Below are 19,935 nucleotides of genomic sequence, written 5' to 3'. Positions count from 1 at the left end.
CGCGGGTTCTTTGGTTTCGCACGCGAAACCTGCTTATTTTTCTTCAGAATATAAGAAGGCAACAGCACTATATGTTGTAGATCTTTTAGTATCTTTCAGATCTTTAGAGACAGAATATTGCTCTATAACAATGTTCTAGCGGAATATAGGCACCCGGATACAGGCTTAAAGGTCCCCATCTACGGGACATAGGGTGCCAGGCTACGGTTCTGAAGGCGCCGATTCGCAGGAACTCGGGTACCTGTCCACAGTTTGCGGGAAAACCGGCCCCATCCGGACCAATTTAGGAGGAGGATGGCCTGATAGTATCTTCTATGAGGGGCAAAGGAACCCATTTACGGGGCGCGCAAACACGTAGACGGGTGCCTATAGAAAGATTGAGCGTGGGCACCTTTTCGGTCATACTCGTCGGCAACAAATATCGGATCGCGCCTCAAGCGCGACCTGTGCATCAGAGCAGAGCGCGCCATGGACCCTACTATCCCCCACGAGAAGCTTACAGGTGCACTCCGTCGCCAGTCCGTTAAAAAAAACGTGGCCGCGATTCACGTCTCCGGTAAGCTCACACTGTTGCAGCGGAAGTTGAGCAATGTGCTTTTGCTTAACGCCTATGACACTCTCGTCACGCGCAATAAGCATCAAATCGATGCTCAGACACTTTGTATGATGGTCGGGTATAACTCCAACGATATGGCCACGCTCAAACAATCGCTGCGCAGCTTGGCCGAGACGACGGCAGAATGGGACATGCTCGATTCCAACGGACGGCAGGAATGGGGGGTTTCCGCCCTCCTTTCCTATGCAAAGCTTTCAGGTGGGGTCTGCGAGTATGCATATTCTCCGGCACTGGCTGAAAAGCTTCACGACCCAAAGGTTTTCGCGCTTATCAATCTTAATATCCAGCGAAGGTTCACCTCGGGCCATGCACTAGCATTATACGAAAATTGTTATCGTTTCGTGCGTACCGGTTCTACGGGCTGGTGGCCGATCGAGCTGTTTCGGCGCCTCATGGGGGTTGAGGGCAGCGCCTATTACGAAAGCTTCAAACACCTTAACGCTAAGATCATTAAGCCCGCCGTGGCCGAGGTGAATAAAACATCGAACATTCTGATCACGCCTGAACTGCATAAGATGGGAAGGCAGGTCAGCGATGTTCGGTTTTTGATAAAAGAAAACCCACAGCTGGCCATGCTCGACATCGACGACGGGGAGGCGCTACGTCAAGGCCCGGTTTATGGCCACCTCATGGAGTTGGGCGTAAGTGACCGACTGGCGCGCCAATGGATCACGGAGCATGGAGAAGCCTATGTTTCGGAAAAGATTTCTTATCTAAAGGGCAGGGGGCCGGTCGATAGCCCAGTTGGCTATCTGCGGGCTGCTTTGCGGAACGACTATAAAGCCGCCTCTTCGCCCGAGCCTACGCCCAAAGCGAAAGAGGCAGCGGTTCAGCGCCAAAAGCGAAATCTGGCGGTCGATAACGTAGAAGCCAAACGCGCCACGGTTGTCGAGGAAGAGCGTAAAGCGCGGGCTGCGATCATGGCGCGGGTTGGAGAGATCGTCGACTCTCGTTCTCCCACCCAGCGGGATGCCGATCGGCGGCTGTTCCTTGCCTGGCTTGATGACGAGCTGTTAAAGTCAGAGTTTTCACGGCTCGGCTGGAAAGCGGCACTCTGTGCGAAGGAGATGCGGGCGTTCTGGTCGGAGATGATTCCCGATGCCTTTGAGGAAACTTCTTGAGGGCCGGGTGTTAATCATTCCGGGTCATCGCGCAAAAAATTAGCGGAATTCGGCGTTTATCTCCCAAAACCTGCTGAAAATTGAAATTTTCTGTTTCGGCCCTAGTCACAAGCCCATCAATCAGATAAGTCTAGGTTGAATTTTTTGACTGCCACATTTTGTCCATAATTAGTATTCCACATGCGTTCTGGGGGCGCGGGTCATTTGAAACATCAATTTATCGATTATGGCTCCGTTTCGGAGGCCAACTCTTTAGCGCCTGGGCGCGATTCACGCTACGCACGTTGGGGGAAAGCGCTCTTTGACCTTGGTCTAGGGCTGATGCTGCTGCCGGTTTTGCTGCCAGTAATCCTCGTTCTTTGTGTCCTTGTCGCGATGGATGGCGGGCTGCCAATTTTCGGCCATAAACGGATCGGGAAGGATGGCCGCGAATTTCGCTGCTGGAAGATTCGAACCATGGTTGTGGATGCTCAGGAGCGTTTGAAAAAGCACTTGGCCGACAATCCGGAAGCTGCGGCTGAATGGCAGCAGAATTTCAAACTGGAAAATGATCCGCGGATTACACGGATCGGCCGGTTCCTGCGCAAAAGCAGCCTTGATGAACTGCCGCAACTGTTCAACGTATTCCGGGGCGAGATGAGTTTTGTTGGGCCCCGCCCGGTCGTGCGCGATGAATTGCTTCGCTATGGGTTGCATCAGCAGGTGTATATGAGCATGCGACCCGGTGTGACTGGGCTATGGCAGGTTTCTGGCCGCAACGATGTGGCCTACGACCAGCGCGTTTCGATGGATGTGCAATACGCCCGTGAGGTCAGCCTGACCGAGGATGTGCGGATCGTGGCGAAGACCGTCTCTTCCGTCCTTTCTCTGACGGGCAAGTAAAACGCCTAGCGATGATCAGACACGGTAGTAGGTTAGAAACTACCGTGTCTTGGATTGCGCTAAGGCATTGCAACTCGATCATCGGCTTGCCTGATGGCTCAGGTCAGCCTTCCGAGCGTCTCGCTTAGAGAAAGCCGAAGTGAGGCAAAGACCCTAGCATTCCTTGACGCCCATCTCGACGATCTGTTTTCCGCTGATCTTATAGAGGCCACTGACCCTATATCGCCCTGTGCTTAGGTACCAACTTCTTAAAGCGGGCGGATAGTAGTTGGAGATTATCAGCGACGCGCGCTCGAACACCCGCTGGTCAAGATTTCTTCCATATGAGCTGGGTCCGTGAAACCCAAAGGTTGTATCGGAGGAAATACATGTCTGCGGCAAACCCAGATACATCGTACATGTTGAATAACACATCGCACCAGTAATCTTGATGGGGCGCTGAGATTGGCGCAATTCCCCCAGTCTCAATAGCCGCGCCCTGAGCAGCCCTCCGCGGTCGTTGTGAACGACCATCGGGCTGGATTGTAAGCGTGCCGAGGTTTGGGCCGAGGCTGAAGCCCCATACACGACCAACAGGCTGGTGATTACTGCTTTGGTTAGACCCTGAACACAAGACTTCATTTGGCGGCGAGCGCCATCGGACAGTATTTGCATTTTCCCACTCCATTCAACGCAAGGCCAAACTTCTGGCCGTGCCGCGTGCCCCCACGCTGAGGCAGAAGAACAGATCGGGATTAACTGCGGGTTTTGCCGGTAAGGTTCTCTTGTTTCAATTTAGTGAAAACTAATTAGGGTGAGTCCGATGAACGCAAAAAGCCCCCGCAAAGTGCGAGGGCTTTCGTAGGCCGTAGAACTTATTTAGGTGATCAGTTCGTGCTGGGTGTGCTCGGCGTGCTCGGTGTTGAACCACCGCCAGCTACAGCACCCAGAAAAACGGCGCCCGCGATAGGTGCGACCACAGGTACGAAGTTTGTGATTGGCAAATTCGGGTCGGGCAGACCGAGGCACGCCTGACTGTTTACGTTTGCCGGGTCTTCACAATTAATCGGCGGAGTTGCAGGCGTTACCTGCTGCGCCAGGGCAGTTTGCGCCGAGAATACCGCGGCTCCTGCCATCAACAATTTTACGATCGACATAATAGCCTCCAATCAAATCTGCCTCTGTATCGCACAGTTTGCTTGAAAGATGAAGCCATCTTGGGGTTTGCGGCGCGAAATTGGCTAAAATGCCCCCTAAAGGTCCAAGAAACTTGCATCAAGGCGCATGGTGACCGATACAGGCGCTGCGCTGCGGCAGAGTGCTGGGCAGGCTTTTGCTTCAAGGTTTTGATATTATGGAAATTTCACGCACCATCGGAAGAGACTCCGGCCATCAAGCGCCTTCTGCATCGACCTCGGCTGACGAAGACGTCATCGACCTCGGAACTCTGTTCTCGACCCTCTGGCGCGGAAAATGGCTTATCGCCCTTGGTGTGCTCGTCGCTATGCTGATCGGCGGATACTACGCCTACATCGCGGCGACGCCCCTATATCGCTCGACTGCAGTGGTGATTCTTGAAACGAATCAAGACCAGATCGTCGACCTTCAAAGCGTCGTCGGTGGGCTTTCCGGCGATACTTCCGAGGTTAATTCCGAAGTCGAAGTTTTGCGCGCCCGTAGTCTGATGCGCAAGGTCGTGGACCGGCTCGATCTTACGAGAGACCCTGAATTCAACGTAGAATTGCAATCCGAGTCCTTGAAGAGCCAGATCAAATCACTGGTCGGGCTCGGCGCCCCGGCGACAGTGCTTTCGCCGGAACAGGAAGAGCAACGTATCCGAGACGCAGTGATCTCGAAACTGCTTGAGGCGGTCACTGTCCGTAACGTGCCGCTGAGCCTCGTTTTCCAAGTGACTGTCGAAACTGAAAGCGCCCGCAAATCCGCGTTGATCGCGGATACCATCGTCGACCTCTATATCCTCAACCAGATAGAGGTGAAATTCGAAGCGACCGAGCAAGCCACGCTTTGGCTCAGTGAGCGCGTTGCAGCACTTCAATCCAAGCTGGAGGAAGCCGAAGCGAAGGCCTCTGAATTTAGTGCCGCGACTGAACTGGTATCTGTCGAAGGGCTGCGTGCCCTTGAGCGCCAGATCAAGGAATTGCGGGATCGCATCGCCACAGCGCAGGTCAATCGCAGTACGCAAGAGAACCGGATTGAAGCGATGGAAGAAGCGGGAAGTCGTGCGGAGCAGGCCGACGCTTCGAATGACCCTCAGCTTGAGCGGTTTCTGCCCCGGGTGGAAAGCGACCCGGAAATCGCGGAAGCTTTCGACACGCGGTTCCAAATCGTTCTTCAGCGCAGTCGTTCGGATCTTGCCCGTGCTGACCAACAACTCGCCGCTCTCCGAGCATCGGAAGCCGAACTTAGCGCCCAAATTTCACGTCAGAACGAAGACTTGATAACACTACAGCAGCTCACCCGCGAGGCAGAAGCAACGCGCGTGCTTTATGAGTATTTCCTATCCCGTCTGAACGAGACTTCGGCGCAGCAAGGCATACAGCAGGCCGACAGTCGCATCCTGTCTGACGCCGTGGTGCCCAATCAGCCTTCCGCGCCCCGTAAATCATTGATCCTCGCCATGTCAGCGATCCTCGGGTTGCTTTTGAGCGCGGGCCTCATTCTGCTGCGCGAAATGCGTAACAATAGCTTCCGGACGGCGCGCGAACTCGAAGGCACGACGGGCTATACGGTCTTGGGTCAAATCCCGGCGATGCCGGCGGCATCCCGCGCGAAGGTTTTGCAGTATCTGTCGGACAAGCCTACGTCGGCCGCTGCCGAAGCCGTGCGGAACCTGCGTACATCTTTGATGCTTTCGAACGTGGACAATCCGCCGAAGGTTGTCATTTCTACGTCCTCGGTTCCGGGCGAGGGTAAGACGACCAATTCGCTCGCGCTGGCGCAGAACCTTTTGGGCCTCGGCAAGCGCGTGCTTTTGGTCGAAGGGGACATCCGGCGGCGCACATTGCATCAATACTTCAAGGACATGCCTGAAAAGGGCATCGTGTCGGTGCTGAGCGGCGAGCTGGCGCTCAAGGATGCCATTCACCGGACCCAAGGGTTTGGCGCCGATATCTTGGGTGGTGAAAAATCAAGCACCAATGCCGCGGACCTTTTCGCCTCCGACCGGTTTCGGGCGCTTATCGAAGAAGCGCGCGAGGCTTATGACATGGTGATCATCGATACCCCGCCGGTACTCGTCGTTCCGGACGCCCGTATCATCGCCGATCAAGCCGACGCGATTATCTTTACCGTGCAGTGGGATAAGACGAGCAAGACCCAAGTCGAAGAATCGCTGCGCATGTTCCACAACTCTGGACAGCGCATCACGGGCCTTGTTCTGAGCCAGATTAGCCCGAAAGGGATGAAGCGATACGGGTACGGCGGCACCTACGGGGCCTACTCAGGTTATGGCGCGAAATACTATACGAACTAAATGACGGGTGTTTTTGCGGGACTGTGGCATTAACGAAGTCGCTTGGTGACGACCCTGATTTGGACGCCGAGCAGGCCAGGTAGATCGCCGTGCAAGCGCCATCGCATCCGCGGAAGCGTATTCTCTGCGCTATTCATCAGCGAACTGTTCGCGAACGCATAATCCAAGGCTCCTCTCCGCCACTTCAATTACATATTTGATTAAAAAGTAGGCGGGCAGCATCAAAAGTGACCTCTAAGTCTAACTGCCCGGGGGAAGTGAAGCTCTTATCGCTCGATTGATTGCTGCAGTGCAGTATCGTGGGGCATCACAGAAGCGAGCACCCTCCCAACCCTTCGCAGTTTGTCCCTTGCGCGGTGGCACAGCGCCAAACTGGAACATACGAGTGATTTGACATGGATTTATCAGCGCAAATGCTGATCTTCGCCACCGTGGTCGAGCGAGGGAGCATTTCCGCGGCGGCGCGGTCCATGGGCCAAACCCCATCCGCTGTCAGCAAGCAGATCAGTCTTTTGGAGGATCACGCGCACTTTCGTCTACTCAACCGCACGCGGACCGGCGTTTTGCCGACCCCGGAAGGTCAGGAATTCTATCTCAAATGTCAGGCCATGGCAGAGAAGTTCAAGGACGCTGAAGCGCATATATCTAACCTTGATGATGTGCCGCGCGGCAAATTGCGGATCGCCTCGACGGTGGCTTTCGGTAAATCTCAACTAATCCCGGCCTTGCCTGTGTTTCTGGAGATGAACCCAGAGGTTGAGGTATCTCTTGAACTGATGGATCGCGAGATTGACCTGCAAACAGAGGGCTTCGACGCGGCGGTAAGTTTTGCCGAGCAGCATAAGAACCCCGATGTCGTCGTGCGCCGGATAATGCATAGCCACCGCGTGCTCTGCGCGGCGCCGCACTATATCGAGCGACGCGGGACACCAACCAGCTTCGCCGATCTGTCAGAGCACAACTGCCTGAGGATCGCCGGAAATAGCCGTCGGAACGCATGGAGCGATGTCGAGGCGGGTGAGGCGCAGCCGTTCGACGCGGATGGGGATTTCGAAGGCAACAGTACAGATGTGATCTTTCACGCCGCCCTTGCCGGCATCGGTATTGCGCGGCTGCCCAGCTATCTGGTGGACGCGAAACTGCAGTCGGGTGAGTTGCTGCGGATCTTGCCCGGTTATGCGCCTGCCAGCACCGATATCGTCGTGCAGTTCGCGGGCCGGCGAAATCTCCCCCCGAAGACCCGCGCCTTCATTGATTTCTTGGTGTCAGAGTTTCGCCCCGCTACAGCGCCACCAGTTCAGAAGGTGGCGGGGCACCCATGACCAAGACCCTAAGCATCGTTGTTGTCGAAGAAGATCAAGAGCGCGCGATTGCGATCGTGGACGCGCTGAAAGAGGCCTGCGTTTGTGACGTTTTCGTTGTCGGCAATTCCAGTGGCCTCGCCCGCAAGATCGCCGCCCATGTGCCCGACATTGTGCTGATCGACGCAGGCAACCCGACACGCGACGTGATGGAGGAACTGACGCTGGCGTCTGGCCCGTTGGAGCGTCCTGTGGCGATGTTCGTATCCGGTGCGGCTGGCGGGCTGGCACAGGCGGCGATTGAGGCGGGGCTTTCGGCCTATGTTGTCGATGGGCTCGCGCCGGGCCGACTAAAGCCGGTGATGGACACTGCGATTGCGCGTTTTGCGATGGTGCGTCAGATGCGCAGCGAATTGGCCGAGACACGCCGCGCTTTGGAAGAACGCAAGGTGATTGACCGTGCAAAGGGGCTGTTGATGAAGGCCAAGGGCCTTGATGAGGAAGCCGCTTATGCCCTCCTGCGGAAGGCCGCGATGGACCAAGGGCGGCGGGTGGCTGATGTGGCCGAAGCACTGGTGACCGCGTCGGGGCTGCTCGGATGAAGACGACGACCATCCCTGTTGCTTACGTCCCCTTGGTGGATGCCGCGCCCTTGATCGTGGCGCATGAGTTGGGCTTTGCCGAAGCTGAGGGCATTGCGCTGGACTTGACCGCCGCGCCGTCGTGGTCATCACTACGAGACATGCTGGCCTTTGGCCGTGTCGACGCTGCGCATATGCTGTCGCCGCTGCCGGTTGCAATGGCGATGGGGTTGGGCGGGGTCGCGACCGCACTGTCGGCGGTGTCGGTCCTGTCGGTCAACGGCACTGTTATAGGGGTTGGCAAACCGCTCGAAGACCGGCTGCGCGCTTTGGGCTATGACTTCGACTTTGTTGATCCTTTCAAGGCGGCAGAAGCACTTGCACAGGTCCGCCGCGGACCGATCGTATTTGGGGTGCCATTCCCGTTTTCGATGCATGTTGAACTGTTGCGCTACTGGAGCCGGGCATCAGCACTCGGACCGGACGGGATCGTAATCCGCACCGTGCCGCCTGCGCTTATGGCAAGCGCACTGGCAGCGGGGGAGGTGGACGCCTTTTGCGTAGGCGAGCCTTGGGGGTCGGTTGCGGTCGAGCGCGGCGTCGGTGCATTGCTCCTGCCGGGCAAGGCGATCTGGAGTTTTGCACCCGAAAAGGTCTTGGCCGTGCGCACCAACTGGGCAGAGGCCGAGCCCGATCTACTTGCCCGTCTGTTGCGCGCGACATGGAAGGCGGGCCGGTGGTTGGCCGACCCGAATGTTCATGCGGCCGCCAGCGATCTGTTGTCGCGCAAAGCCTATCTGGATGTGCCGTCGGAACTTATCAACCGGGCCTTGTCGGGGCACTTGATCGTCTCGTCCCGCGGGGCGCACCGCCAGATTGATGGATTTCTCGAGTTTCACCGTGGCGCTGCTACCTTTCCGTGGCGCAGCCAATCACGGTGGATCGCGCAACATTTGTGTCAGTCGTACGGCAGCGGCAATCCCACTGCGGATACGATTGCGAACGTGTTCCGCTCAGATCTACATCGTTTGCATCTTAGCAAGCTGGACCCTGATTTGCCCGGCGCATCGGAAAAGGTCGAAGGGGCGATTCCGCGCGCTACGCCGGTGGCTTCAGCGGGGGGAAGGCTGACTTTATTGCCGAATGAGTTTTTCGACGGCCAGATTTTCGATCCTTCCGCGCTGTAGGCGACTATTTTTTATGCAACGGCAAAACGTCTCCGACTTTTTCGCTGGATAATGACCTCATAGGGTTGAGAACGCGCTGCATTGCGGCATGATCGAAGCTGCATCCACAATGGCGTGGCTTGCACCGAATTCCTCCCGATGACTGGGATACGTTGAGCAGGGCCGCTCGCTTTCCATCGTTTGCAACGATGGTCAGTGAGCGGCCTTTTTTATTTGCCCGATCCACCTCCCCTCGGCTCGGACGCCCTCAAAAGGACCAACCATGAAACACCTTATCCTTGGCCTTGCGGCCTCGACCGTGATGACCAGCGCCGCCTACGCTGAACTGCTTGACCTTGAAAAGGACGTGCTGACCTTCGGTTTTATCAAGCTGACAGACATGGCCCCGCTCGCCATCGCCTATGAGCAGGGCTACTTCCTTGATGAGGGGCTTTTTGTCACCTTGGAAGCCCAGGCCAATTGGAAAGTGCTGTTGGATGGGGTGATCGACGGCCAGTTGGACGGCGCGCATATGCTGGCCGGGCAGCCCTTGGCGGCGACCATCGGCTACGGGACTGAGGCGCATATCATCACGCCCTTTTCGATGGACCTGAACGGCAACGGGATCACCGTCTCCAATGAGGTCTGGGAAAAGATGCTGCCCAACATTCCCAAGATGGCCGATGGACGGCCCGAGCATCCGATTTCAGCCGAGGCGCTGGTGCCGGTGATCGAAGAGTTCAATGCCAAGGGCGAGGCTTTCAACATGGGGATGGTGTTCCCTGTCTCAACCCATAATTACGAGCTGCGTTATTGGCTGGCTGCAGGCGGGATTAACCCCGGATACTACAGCCCTGATAACATTTCGGGGCAGATCGGGGCGGATGTCTTTTTGTCGGTGACACCACCGCCGCAGATGCCTGCCACCTTGGAAGCCGGGACGATCCACGGTTATTGCGTGGGCGAGCCTTGGAACCAGCAGGCGGTGTTCAAAGGCATCGGCGTGCCGGTCATCACCGACTATCAACTGTGGAAGAACAACCCCGAAAAGGTATTCGGCATCACCGATGCTTTCGCTGAGGAAAACCCCAACACCACCAAGGCGGTTGTCCGGGCACTCATTCGCGCGGCCATGTGGCTGGATGAAAACAATAATGCCAACCGCCCCGAAGCCGTCGAGATTCTCAGCCGCCCTGAATATGTCGGCGCCGATTACGAGGTGATTGCCAATTCAATGACCGGCTTTTTCGAGTTCGAGAAAGGCGACAAACGCGACATCCCCGATTTCAACGTCTTCTTCCGGCACAACGCGACCTACCCCTATTATTCGGACGCGATTTGGTACCTGACCCAGATGCGCCGCTGGGGTCAGATTGCTGAGCCAAAATCCGACGCATGGTTCAAGGACGTTGCCGCCAGCGTCTACCGCCCGGAAATCTATCTGGAGGCCGCCCGGTCGCTGGTCGACGACGGCTTGGCGAAGGAGGAAGACTTCCCCTGGGAGGCCAACGGCTTCAAGGCCCCGACACCTGCGGCTGACATCATCGACGGCATTCCCTTCGATGGCCGCGCCCCCAACGCCTATCTCGACAGCCTGCCAATCGGGTTGAAAGGCGATCAAACCGTGGTCGGCGACGAAGTTCAGGGCTGAGGCCCGGCGGCACCGGCGAGCCGTCTCGCCCGTGCCTTTCCCATTCCTGCAGGAGACAGTTCGATGAGCACCGCAGACCCGAATTTTACCGCTGATCCGGCACGCACGGCGCGCCTTGAGAGGCGCTTCACCCGGATCAACACCGCCGATAAGTGGTTTCAGGTTATTGGGCTGGCATGGCTGACCCCGATCCTGAAAGCCGTCGCTGGTGATAACCCTAAGGCGCAAGTCGCCGAGATCTGGCGTCTGTTGGGGGTGCCATTGCTTGCGATCATCGGGTTCCTCGCGCTTTGGGCGACATTGGCCCCGACAGTGCAAACCTCGCTCGGCGCGATCCCCGGCCCGGCACAGGTATGGTCTGAGGCGGTCACCCTGCATGAGGACGCGCAGGCCAAGGCCGAGAGCCGTGCCAAATTCGAAGCGCAGGTCGCGGTTTTGAATGAACGCCGCGTCGAACAGGGCATGCCCCCTGTTGAGCGCGCCTATACCGGTGCGCCGACGTATTACCAACAAATCTGGACCTCAATTCAAACCGTGTTCTTCGGCTTTCTGATCGCCAGTGCGGTGGCAATCCCGCTTGGCATCGCGGCGGGCCTCTCGCCCACGGCCAACGCGGCGTTGAACCCGATCATTCAGATTTTCAAACCGGTCTCCCCGCTGGCTTGGCTGCCGATCGTGACGATGGTGGTCTCCGCCGTTGCGGCCTCAAATGATGGCTTGCTGTCCAAGTCCTTCTTGGTCTCGGCCATTACCGTGACGCTTTGTTCGCTTTGGCCGACGCTGATCAACACTGCACTGGGCGTGGCGAGCATCGACAAGGATTTGGTGAATGTCTCGAAGGTGCTGAAGATGAACACCTGGACCAAGATCACCAAACTGGTCCTACCCTCCGCCCTACCGCTGATCTTTACCGGGCTGCGGCTGTCGCTCGGGGTGGGCTGGATGGTGCTGATCGCCGCGGAAATGCTGGCGCAGAATCCGGGTCTTGGAAAATTCGTCTGGGACGAGTTTCAGAACGGGTCTTCCAGTTCGCTCGCCCGGATCATGGTCGCTGTGCTGACCATCGGCATCATCGGTTTCCTGCTGGACCGGGTGATGTACGCCCTGCAGTCGCTCTTTACCTTCACGAACAACCGCTGAGCTGTGCTGCGGCGATAGCGGAAAGGAACACTCACATGAGCATTCTGAAACTCGATCATGTCAGCCAGAGCTTTGGCTCGGGCACCCATGCGACCCATGTGCTGAAGGACATCAACCTGGATGTGCGTGAGGGGGAGTTCCTCGTCCTGCTCGGCTTTTCCGGCAGTGGCAAGACGACCCTCATCAACCTGATGGCGGGGCTGGAGCAGCCGTCCAAGGGAAAGGTCAGCTTCAAGGGCAAACCCGTCACCGGGCCGGGGCCGGAACGCGCGATGATCTTTCAAAGCTATTCGCTGATGCCTTGGTTAACCGTCAGCGGCAATGTCGGCCTCGCGGTGGACACGGTCTTCCCCGGTCTGTCCAAGGCAAAGCGCGCCGAGAAGGTCGCGCATTACGTCAAGATGGTGGGCCTTGGCCATGCCGCTACGCGCCGCCCGGCGGAGCTTTCGGGCGGGATGCGGCAGCGGGTCAATGTGGCCCGCGCGCTGGCGATGAACCCTGAAGTGCTTTTGCTGGATGAGCCATTGTCGGCACTCGACGCGCTGACCCGCGCCAATCTCGCTGATGAGATTGAGCACATTTGGGAGGCCGACAAGAAGACCTGTGTGCTGATCACCAACGATGTGGACGAGGCGATCATCCTTGCCGACCGGATCATCGCCCTGAACCCAGATGGAACGTTGGGCAAAGAGTTCCCCGTCAAGATCCCGCGCCCTCGGGACCGGGGCCGCATGAACACCAATGAAACCTTCAAAAGCCTGCGCGCGGATGTGACCAAATACCTGATGGATGTTGGGATTGAGGCCAAGGTCGAGGGCACCCGACTTTTGCCGAACGTGACCCCGATCCACGGCCTCCCCGCCGCTCTGGCCGAAGCAGAGAAGAGCACATTGCGCAGCCGTTATCTGGATTTCAGCCAGCTTCACAAAGTCTACCCCACGCCCAAAGGCCCGCTGACGGTGGTCGAGAATTTCGATCTTAAGATCGAGAAGGGAGAGTTCATTTCGCTGATTGGCCATTCAGGTTGCGGCAAGTCGACAGTTTTGACCATGGCGGCGGGGCTGAACGACATATCGAAGGGCTCCATCGTGTTGGACGGCACCCATGTGGAGGGCGCCGACCCTGAGCGCGCCGTGGTGTTCCAATCGCCCAATCTGTTCCCCTGGCTCAGCGCCAAAGAGAATGTGGCGATCGGTGTCGACAAGGTCTACCCCCGCGCCTCGCAGGCCGAGCGTCAGGATGTGGTGGAGTACTATCTGGAGCGGGTCGGGCTGGGCGATGCGATGGACAAGCGGGCAAGCGATATGTCCAACGGTATGCAGCAGCGTGTCGGTATCGCCCGGGCCTTTGCGCTCAGCCCCAAGCTGCTGTTGCTTGATGAGCCGTTTGGCATGCTCGACAGCCTGACGCGTTGGGAACTGCAAGAAGTGCTGATGGAGGTCTGGTCGCGCACCAAGGTCACGGCGATTTGCGTCACCCATGATGTGGACGAGGCGATCTTGCTGGCTGACCGCGTGGTCATGATGACCAACGGGCCGCAGGCTACCATTGGCAAGATCACGCAGGTCGATCTGCCCCGGCCCAGAACGCGCAAGATGCTCCTGCAGCATCCTGACTACTACGGCTACAGGCAAGAGGTGCTCGATTTCCTTGAGGAATATGAGCACGGCGCAAAACCCAAGCCCAAAACCCCTGAAACAATGGCGGCGGAGTGAACCCATGAAACAAAGACTGGTCATCATCGGCGCTGGCATGGCATCGGGCCGCGTCATCGAACATCTGGTTGAGACCGATCCGGATGCCTTTGACATCACCCTGTTCAACGCGGAGGCGCGGGGGAATTACAACCGCATCATGCTGAGCCCGGTGCTGTCGGGCGAAAAGACCTATGAGGAAATCGTCACCCATGACAGCGATTGGTATGCCGCACAGGGAGTGACCTGTCGCTTTGGCGAGTCTGTGTCGGGCATCGATCCGACGATGAAGGTGGTCTCCGGTCAGAGTGGCCATCTCCCATATGACAAGCTAATCATCGCCACCGGCTCTGCGCCCTTCATCATTCCGGTTCCCGGTAAAGACCTGCCGGGCGTCGTCACCTATCGTGATCTGGACGATACCAATGCGATGATAAGCGCAGCGGGGAAGGGCGGCAAAGCCGTGGTCATCGGCGGTGGGCTTTTAGGGTTGGAGGCCGCAGCCGGTCTTGCCGAACGTGGCATGGAGGTCACGGTGGTGCATCTGATGGGCCACCTCATGGAGCGGCAATTGGATGAGGCGGCCGGTTACCTGTTGCGCAAGGACCTAGAGGGGCGCGGCATCAGCATCCGCACGCAGGCCTCAACCAAGGCGATCATCGGTGCGGGCCGTGCCGAGGCCGTTTTGCTGGAGGACGGGGAAACCCTTCCAGCCGATCTGGTGGTCATGGCCGTTGGCATCCGGCCCGAAACCCGGCTCGCGACCGACGCGGGGCTGACGGTTGCGCGGGGCATCGAGGTGAATGCGCAGATGCAGACGTCGGACCCGGACATCTTTGCCGTGGGCGAATGCGTGGAATTTGACGGGCAACTTTTCGGGCTTGTGGCGCCGCTTTATGATCAGGCCAAAGTTCTGGCGCGGAGTCTGCTGGAGGGGGTCGACGCTTTCATCGCGAAGGATACTGCCACCAAGCTGAAAGTAACCGGCTGCGATCTGTTCAGCGCGGGTGACTTTGCTGAAGGGGAAGGGCGCGAAGACATCGTGCTGCGTGACCCTGCACGGGGCATCTACAAGCGGCTGGTGATTGAGGGCGACCGGCTGATTGGTGCTGTGATGTACGGCGACACGGCAGATGGCAATTGGTTCTTCCAGTTAATCAAGGACGGCACCGATATCGACGAGATGCGCGAGACGCTCATCTTCGGACCGGCATTTCAGGGGGGCGATACCGCGGACCCGCTCTCAGCCGTTGCAGCATTGCCGCGTGAGGCGGAAATTTGCGGCTGCAACGGCATTTGCAAAGGCACCATCACCGACGCCATCGCGGGCGGTGCGACGGATTTGGCCGCGATCAAGGCGGCGACCAAGGCCAGTGCGTCCTGCGGGACCTGCACAGGGCTGGTCGAACAGGTTTTGCAGGTCACACTGGGCGATGACTTCGTCATGCCGACTGCCCAGCCCATCTGCCCCTGCTGTGACCTAACCCATGAGGACATCCGCCTGCTGATTAAGTCGCAGGAGTTGAAGTCCAAAGAGGCCGTTTGGCAGGAGTTGGGCTGGAAAACCCGCAACGGCTGTCACATTTGCCGCCCCGCGGTGAACTTCTATCTGCTGGCCGATTGGCCGCTAGAGTATCAAGACGACCCACAGAGCCGTTTTGTGAACGAACGCAAACACGCGAATATTCAAAAAGACGGCACATTCAGCGTCGTGCCGCGCATGTGGGGCGGGATCACCAACCCGGCCGAATTGCGCGCCATTGCCGACGCCGCGGACAAATACGATGTGCCGACGGTCAAGGTCACAGGCGGTCAGCGCATTGATCTGTTGGGCGTGAAGGGCGAAGACCTGCCCTATATCTGGGCCGATCTGAACAAGGCGGGGCTCGTTTCGGGCCATGCTTATTCAAAAGGGCTGCGCACGGTAAAAACCTGTGTCGGCACCGACCACTGCCGTTTTGGCACGCAGGACAGCACCGGCCTAGGCATCAAGCTGGAACAGGCGCTCTGGGGGTCATGGACGCCGCACAAAGTCAAGCTGGGTGTCTCCGGCTGCCCGCGCAACTGTGCCGAAGCCACCTGCAAGGACGTTGGGATCATCTGCGTCGACAGCGGCTATCAGGTGAGCGTCGCCGGCGCAGCGGGGATGGATGTCAAAGAGACCGAGCGCCTTTGTGATGTCGGCACCGAACAAGAGGCGATTGATGTGACGATTGCCTTTGTCCAACTCTACCGTGAGCACGCCAAATACCTCGACCGCGCCTATAAATGGGTCGCCAAGGTTGGGCTCGATTGGGTGCAGGCCCGCATCGCCGACCCCGAGGAACGCGCACGGCTGATCGCAGCATTTGAGCTCAGCCAATCCATCTATCGCAAAGACCCCTGGGCCGAGCACGCCAAAACGGCAGAGCGGTACCAGCCCCTCGCCAATCTGACACTGGAGGCCGCGGAATGAACTGGATCGACATCGGCGGGATAGACGAAATTCCCCTGCGCGGCGCGCGCAAGATCAAGACGGCACTTGGCTGCGTGGCCCTTTTCCGCACTGGCGAGGCGGAGGTTTTCGCCACCACCGATAGCTGCCCGCACAAGGGTGGACCGCTGTCCGAAGGGATCGTTCATGGTCAATCCGTCACTTGCCCGCTGCACAACTGGGTGTTCGACCTGAACACCGGACAGGCGCAGGGCGAAGAGGGGGCCATCTCCACATATCCTGCGCGGGTAGAGGCTGGGCGCATCCTGATTGATGCGACCAAGCTCGCAAGTCGGAGTGCCGCGTGATGGACGGCTCCGCCATGCCAGTGGTGCGCTCGACCTGTCCCTATTGCGGCGTGGGCTGTGGCGTGCTGCTGCGCGCGGATGGGGCAGGCGGTTTGGATGTGCGCGGCGATCCTGATCACCCGGCGAACCGTGGGCGGCTCTGCTCCAAAGGGGCGGCACTGGGAGAGACCGTGGGTCTGGAAAACCGTCTGCTGACCCCCCGTGTTGACGGGCAGGACATGGGCTGGGACCGGGCCTTGCAGCATGTCGCCGACCGGTTCTCGCAAACGATTGCGCAGCACGGCCCAGATAGCGTCGCCTTCTATGTCTCTGGCCAGATGCTGACAGAGGATTACTACGTCGCCAACAAGCTGATGAAAGGCTTCATCGGGTCGGCCAATATCGACACGAACTCCCGGCTCTGCATGGCCTCTTCGGTCGCTGGCCACAAGCGCGCCTTTGGCAGCGACACCGTGCCCGGGACCTATGAAGACATCGACGAGGCCGACCTTGTTGTGCTTGTGGGGTCGAACCTCGCTTGGTGTCATCCTGTACTGTACCAACGCCTGCTGGGGGCACGCGCAGCCCGTGGGACCAAGATTGTGGTGATCGACCCCCGCCGGACCGCGAGCTGTGATGGCGCCGATATGCATCTGGCCTTAGAGCCCGGCTCAGATGTGGCGCTTTTCAATAGGCTCTACAGCGAAATCTACGATGGCGGCGCCTGTGATGCGGATTTTCTGCGCCATACCAGCGGCTATGACGAAACCCTGCACACGGCACGTATCGAAAGCGGGGCCGCAACCGGGCTGAGCGAAGCGGAAATAATAGCTTTCTGCCGCCTCTGGATGCAGCATGAGAAGGTCGTGACGATCTATTCGCAGGGCGTGAACCAGTCGACCAGCGGCTCCGACAAGGTCAATGCGATCCTGAATTGCCACCTCGCCACCGGTCGGATCGGCAAGCCCGGTTGCGGCCCATTCTCGGTGACCGGACAGCCCAATGCGATGGGCGGGCGCGAGGTTGGTGGGCTGGCCAACATGTTGGCCTGTCATCTGGAACTGGAGAATGCCGATCACAGTGCTGCCGTGCGTGATTTCTGGGGCGTGCCCTCCCTACCCAATAAGCCGGGCCTCAAAGCGGTCGACATGTTTCAAGCGGTGGGCGACGGGCGGATCAAAGCGCTGTGGATTATTCACACCAATCCCGCCGTTTCCATGCCCGAAGCCGATGCTGTGCGTGATGCAATTTCCGAATGCCCCTTCGTCGTTGTCAGCGACATTACCGATCAGACCGACACGGCGCGGCTGGCCGACGTGCTTTTGCCCGCCACTGCATGGGCTGAAAAGGACGGCACCGTCACCAATTCCGACCGTACCATCAGCCGCCAGCGCAGCGTACTGCCCGCACCCGGCCAAACCCGCCCGGATTGGCTTATTCTGACCGAGGTGGGGCGGCGGATGGGGTTCGAAACGGGATTTCAGTTTGACAGAGTGGCAGAGATTTTTCGCGAATATGCAGCTCTTTCTGGCATTGCGGGACGGTTCGAACGGGACTTTGATATCTCGGGTTTGGCCAAGATCACAGACCAGCAATATGATGATTTCTCCCCGCAGCGCTGGCCGGTCACCGCGGCGCGCGAGGGCGGGCGGTTCTTTGCGGATGGGCAGTTCTTTCACTCAGATGGCAAGGCGCGTTTGTTGCCCGTATCGTGGCGGCCGCCAGCGGCCCGGACGACGCGGCGCTATCCATTTCGTTTGAACACAGGCCGCGTGCGGGACCAATGGCACACGATGACCCGCACCGGCCAAAGCCCGCGATTGTCGGCCCATCTGGCGGAACCCTTTCTCGAAATTCACCCCGAAGATGCCACGGCATCGGGCATTCACCCCTCCGATCTGGTAGAGGTCTCCAGCCCCACGGGTGTCAGCATCTTGCGCGCGCGGATCACCGATGCTGTGCAAAAAGGGCAGGTCTTTGCTCCCATGCACTGGACCGCAGAAACGGCCCCCTCTGCCCGGATCGACGCGCTGATCGCGGCGGCCTGCGATCCGGTTTCCGGCCAGCCGGAAAGCAAGGCAGGCGTTGTTGACCTGCGCCGATTCGATGCAGGCTGGTACGGCTTTGCCATCGCACAAAAACCGATGCACCTGACCGCCGACTACTGGGCCTTGGCGCGGACATCGCACGGGTTTCGCGCCGAGTTGGCTGGACGCCTGCAGCCTGACGATTGGGAGGCCGAGGCAAGGCGGCTCTTTGATGCGCCGACTGCTGTGCTGACCACGATCATAGATGCGCGCCGTGGCTCTGCGCGGATCGCGGCTCACGCCGACGGGCTGCTTTTGGGCGCGCTCTTTGTGTCGCCAACCCCTGTCGCGATCATGCGTGATTACCTCGTGACATTGCCCGGCACCCGCGCGGCTGGCGCATTAACGGGACGCCCTGCAGCCGACGCCCCGAACCCCGGACCAACCTTGTGTTCCTGCTTTGGCGTGGGGGTCAACACCATCCTTGAAGCGATCGAAACGCGCGGCCTGATGTCAGTAGAAAGTATCGGCGAAGCACTGGGGGCTGGGACCAACTGCGGTTCTTGCCGCCCGGAAATCGCGGAGCTGTTGAACAATCTTTTAACCCGTGAGGCCGCAGAATGAGCTTGTCAGCCCAAGTTCGCACGCTGGGGCGCGGGCCCGGGCGGTCACGGTCCTTAACGCAGGAGGAAGCCTTTGATGCCATGTCTTCTATGTTGCAGGGGGATGCAGATGCCGAGGCCGTGGGCGCGCTTTTGATGCTTTTGCGTATGAAAGGCGAGACTGCGCCAGAAATCGCTGGATTTGCCGCCGCGGCGCAGGCGCATATGCCCGCCTTGCCGCCCGTCGATCTGGATTGGCCCAGCTATGCCGCCGGCCGCACACGCGGTGCGCCGTGGTTCCTGCTGTCGGCGAAGGAGGTCGCGCAGGCGGGCCACCGTGTCTTGTTGCATGGCTGGAATGGCGCGGATGCACAGGTGCGGGACGGCTTAGCCGTCGCGGGGATTGGGGTTGGAGATTCCGCTGACGAAATTGCACGGCTGCTTGATCGCGACCGCATCGCCTATCTGCCGCTGGAACGTGCACATCCCGCTCTGTTCCGGCTGCTGGATTTGCGGCGGGTTTTTGGATTGCGGTCTTGCGTCAACACCGTCTGCCGCATGCTGAACCCCGGCGCTGCGTCGGCCAGTGTGCAGGGTGTGTTTCATCCGTCCTATCGCCTCTTGCAGGCAGACGCGGCAGCGCTTTTGGGGCTGAACGGCCTGACCGTGATCAAGGGCGGCGGCGGGGAGTTTGAACGCCACCCTTCAAAAGAGATCGCGGCCTTCGGATTGCGGCAGGGGCGTAGCTGGGAAGCGACCTTTCCCGCGCTTTGTGATGAAGCCCGCCGTCTGTCTTCCGACACAGCCCGGACGTGGGCGCACCAAACGCCGACCGCATTCGAGGCTGAGATCATCGCCGGCACCAAAGCACTTGCGCTTGATACGCTGGGTATTCCCGACACCGCCGAGCAGGCCGCCTGAC

At 58.9% G+C, this 19,935-nt stretch carries 14 protein-coding genes; 13 read left to right on the top strand and 1 reads right to left on the bottom strand.

The window, feature by feature from the left end; all coding sequences use genetic code 11:
- Positions 1-468: 468 nt before the first annotated feature.
- Together B5M07_RS19315 and B5M07_RS19310 are read left to right on the top strand one after the other, a co-directional pair.
- Positions 469-1,737, top strand: a complete 1,269-nt coding sequence (locus tag B5M07_RS19315; RefSeq protein WP_120352699.1) for a replication initiation protein — start codon at positions 469-471, stop codon at positions 1,735-1,737.
- Positions 1,738-1,941: 204 nt separating this feature from the next.
- Positions 1,942-2,619 carry a sugar transferase gene (locus B5M07_RS19310; protein WP_254694027.1) on the top strand — a complete coding sequence of 226 codons (678 nt, stop codon included), beginning with the start codon at positions 1,942-1,944 and terminating at the stop codon, positions 2,617-2,619.
- Positions 2,620-3,485: 866 nt separating this feature from the next.
- On the opposite strand, the gene B5M07_RS19545 is transcribed toward B5M07_RS19310, so the two are convergent.
- Positions 3,486-3,755 (bottom strand): hypothetical protein, encoded by a 270-nt coding sequence (locus tag B5M07_RS19545; protein ID WP_162931933.1) that lies wholly within the window; start codon positions 3,753-3,755, stop codon positions 3,486-3,488.
- A 197-nt stretch (positions 3,756-3,952) separates the two neighbouring features.
- On the opposite strand from B5M07_RS19545, the gene B5M07_RS19300 reads away from it, so the two are divergent.
- The 11 genes from B5M07_RS19300 (at position 3,953) to B5M07_RS19250 (ending at position 19,934) form a co-directional block, all read left to right on the top strand.
- Entirely contained in the window at positions 3,953-6,091 is a 2,139-nt protein-coding gene (locus B5M07_RS19300; RefSeq protein ID WP_120352696.1) for a polysaccharide biosynthesis tyrosine autokinase, read from the top strand.
- A gap of 395 nt (positions 6,092-6,486) precedes the next feature.
- Positions 6,487-7,413 carry a LysR family transcriptional regulator gene (locus B5M07_RS19295; protein WP_120352695.1) on the top strand — a complete coding sequence of 309 codons (927 nt, stop codon included), beginning with the start codon at positions 6,487-6,489 and terminating at the stop codon, positions 7,411-7,413.
- A complete protein-coding gene (locus B5M07_RS19290) occupies positions 7,410-7,994 on the top strand; it encodes an ANTAR domain-containing response regulator (protein WP_120352694.1) in 585 nt (194 codons plus the stop codon). Before B5M07_RS19295 ends, B5M07_RS19290 begins: the two co-directional genes overlap by 4 nt.
- On the top strand, positions 7,991-9,160 hold the full coding sequence (locus B5M07_RS19285) for an ABC transporter substrate-binding protein (RefSeq protein WP_120352693.1): 1,170 nt from the start codon (positions 7,991-7,993) through the stop codon (positions 9,158-9,160). The genes B5M07_RS19290 and B5M07_RS19285 overlap by 4 nt, the downstream gene beginning before the upstream one ends.
- A 262-nt stretch (positions 9,161-9,422) precedes the next feature.
- The gene (locus B5M07_RS19280) at positions 9,423-10,790 is read left to right on the top strand and encodes a CmpA/NrtA family ABC transporter substrate-binding protein (protein WP_120352692.1); all 1,368 of its coding nucleotides are present in this window, start codon (positions 9,423-9,425) and stop codon (positions 10,788-10,790) included.
- A gap of 63 nt (positions 10,791-10,853) precedes the next feature.
- Positions 10,854-11,930: an ABC transporter permease gene (locus tag B5M07_RS19275; protein WP_120352691.1), complete on the top strand. Its 1,077-nt coding sequence runs from the start codon at positions 10,854-10,856 to the stop codon at positions 11,928-11,930.
- A 35-nt stretch (positions 11,931-11,965) separates the two neighbouring features.
- The gene (locus B5M07_RS19270; protein WP_120352690.1) at positions 11,966-13,645 is read left to right on the top strand and encodes an ABC transporter ATP-binding protein; all 1,680 of its coding nucleotides are present in this window, start codon (positions 11,966-11,968) and stop codon (positions 13,643-13,645) included.
- 4 nt (positions 13,646-13,649) lie between these two features.
- Positions 13,650-16,079: a nitrite reductase large subunit NirB gene (gene nirB, locus B5M07_RS19265; RefSeq protein ID WP_120352689.1), complete on the top strand. Its 2,430-nt coding sequence runs from the start codon at positions 13,650-13,652 to the stop codon at positions 16,077-16,079.
- Positions 16,076-16,405, top strand: coding sequence for a nitrite reductase small subunit NirD (gene nirD, locus B5M07_RS19260; protein ID WP_120352688.1), 330 nt, complete (start codon positions 16,076-16,078; stop codon positions 16,403-16,405). The genes nirB and nirD overlap by 4 nt, the downstream gene beginning before the upstream one ends.
- Positions 16,405-19,035, top strand: a complete 2,631-nt coding sequence (locus B5M07_RS19255; RefSeq protein WP_120352687.1) for a nitrate reductase — start codon at positions 16,405-16,407, stop codon at positions 19,033-19,035. The genes nirD and B5M07_RS19255 overlap by 1 nt, the downstream gene beginning before the upstream one ends.
- Positions 19,032-19,934 (top strand): glycosyl transferase family protein, encoded by a 903-nt coding sequence (locus B5M07_RS19250; RefSeq protein ID WP_120352686.1) that lies wholly within the window; start codon positions 19,032-19,034, stop codon positions 19,932-19,934. Before B5M07_RS19255 ends, B5M07_RS19250 begins: the two co-directional genes overlap by 4 nt.
- Position 19,935 lies beyond the last annotated feature (1 nt).

The sequence above is a fragment of the Sulfitobacter sp. D7 genome, assembly GCF_003611275.1.
In the GTDB taxonomy this organism is placed as follows: Bacteria; Pseudomonadota; Alphaproteobacteria; order Rhodobacterales; family Rhodobacteraceae; genus Sulfitobacter; species Sulfitobacter profundi.
This window is presented reverse-complemented; position numbering and strand designations above follow the sequence as displayed.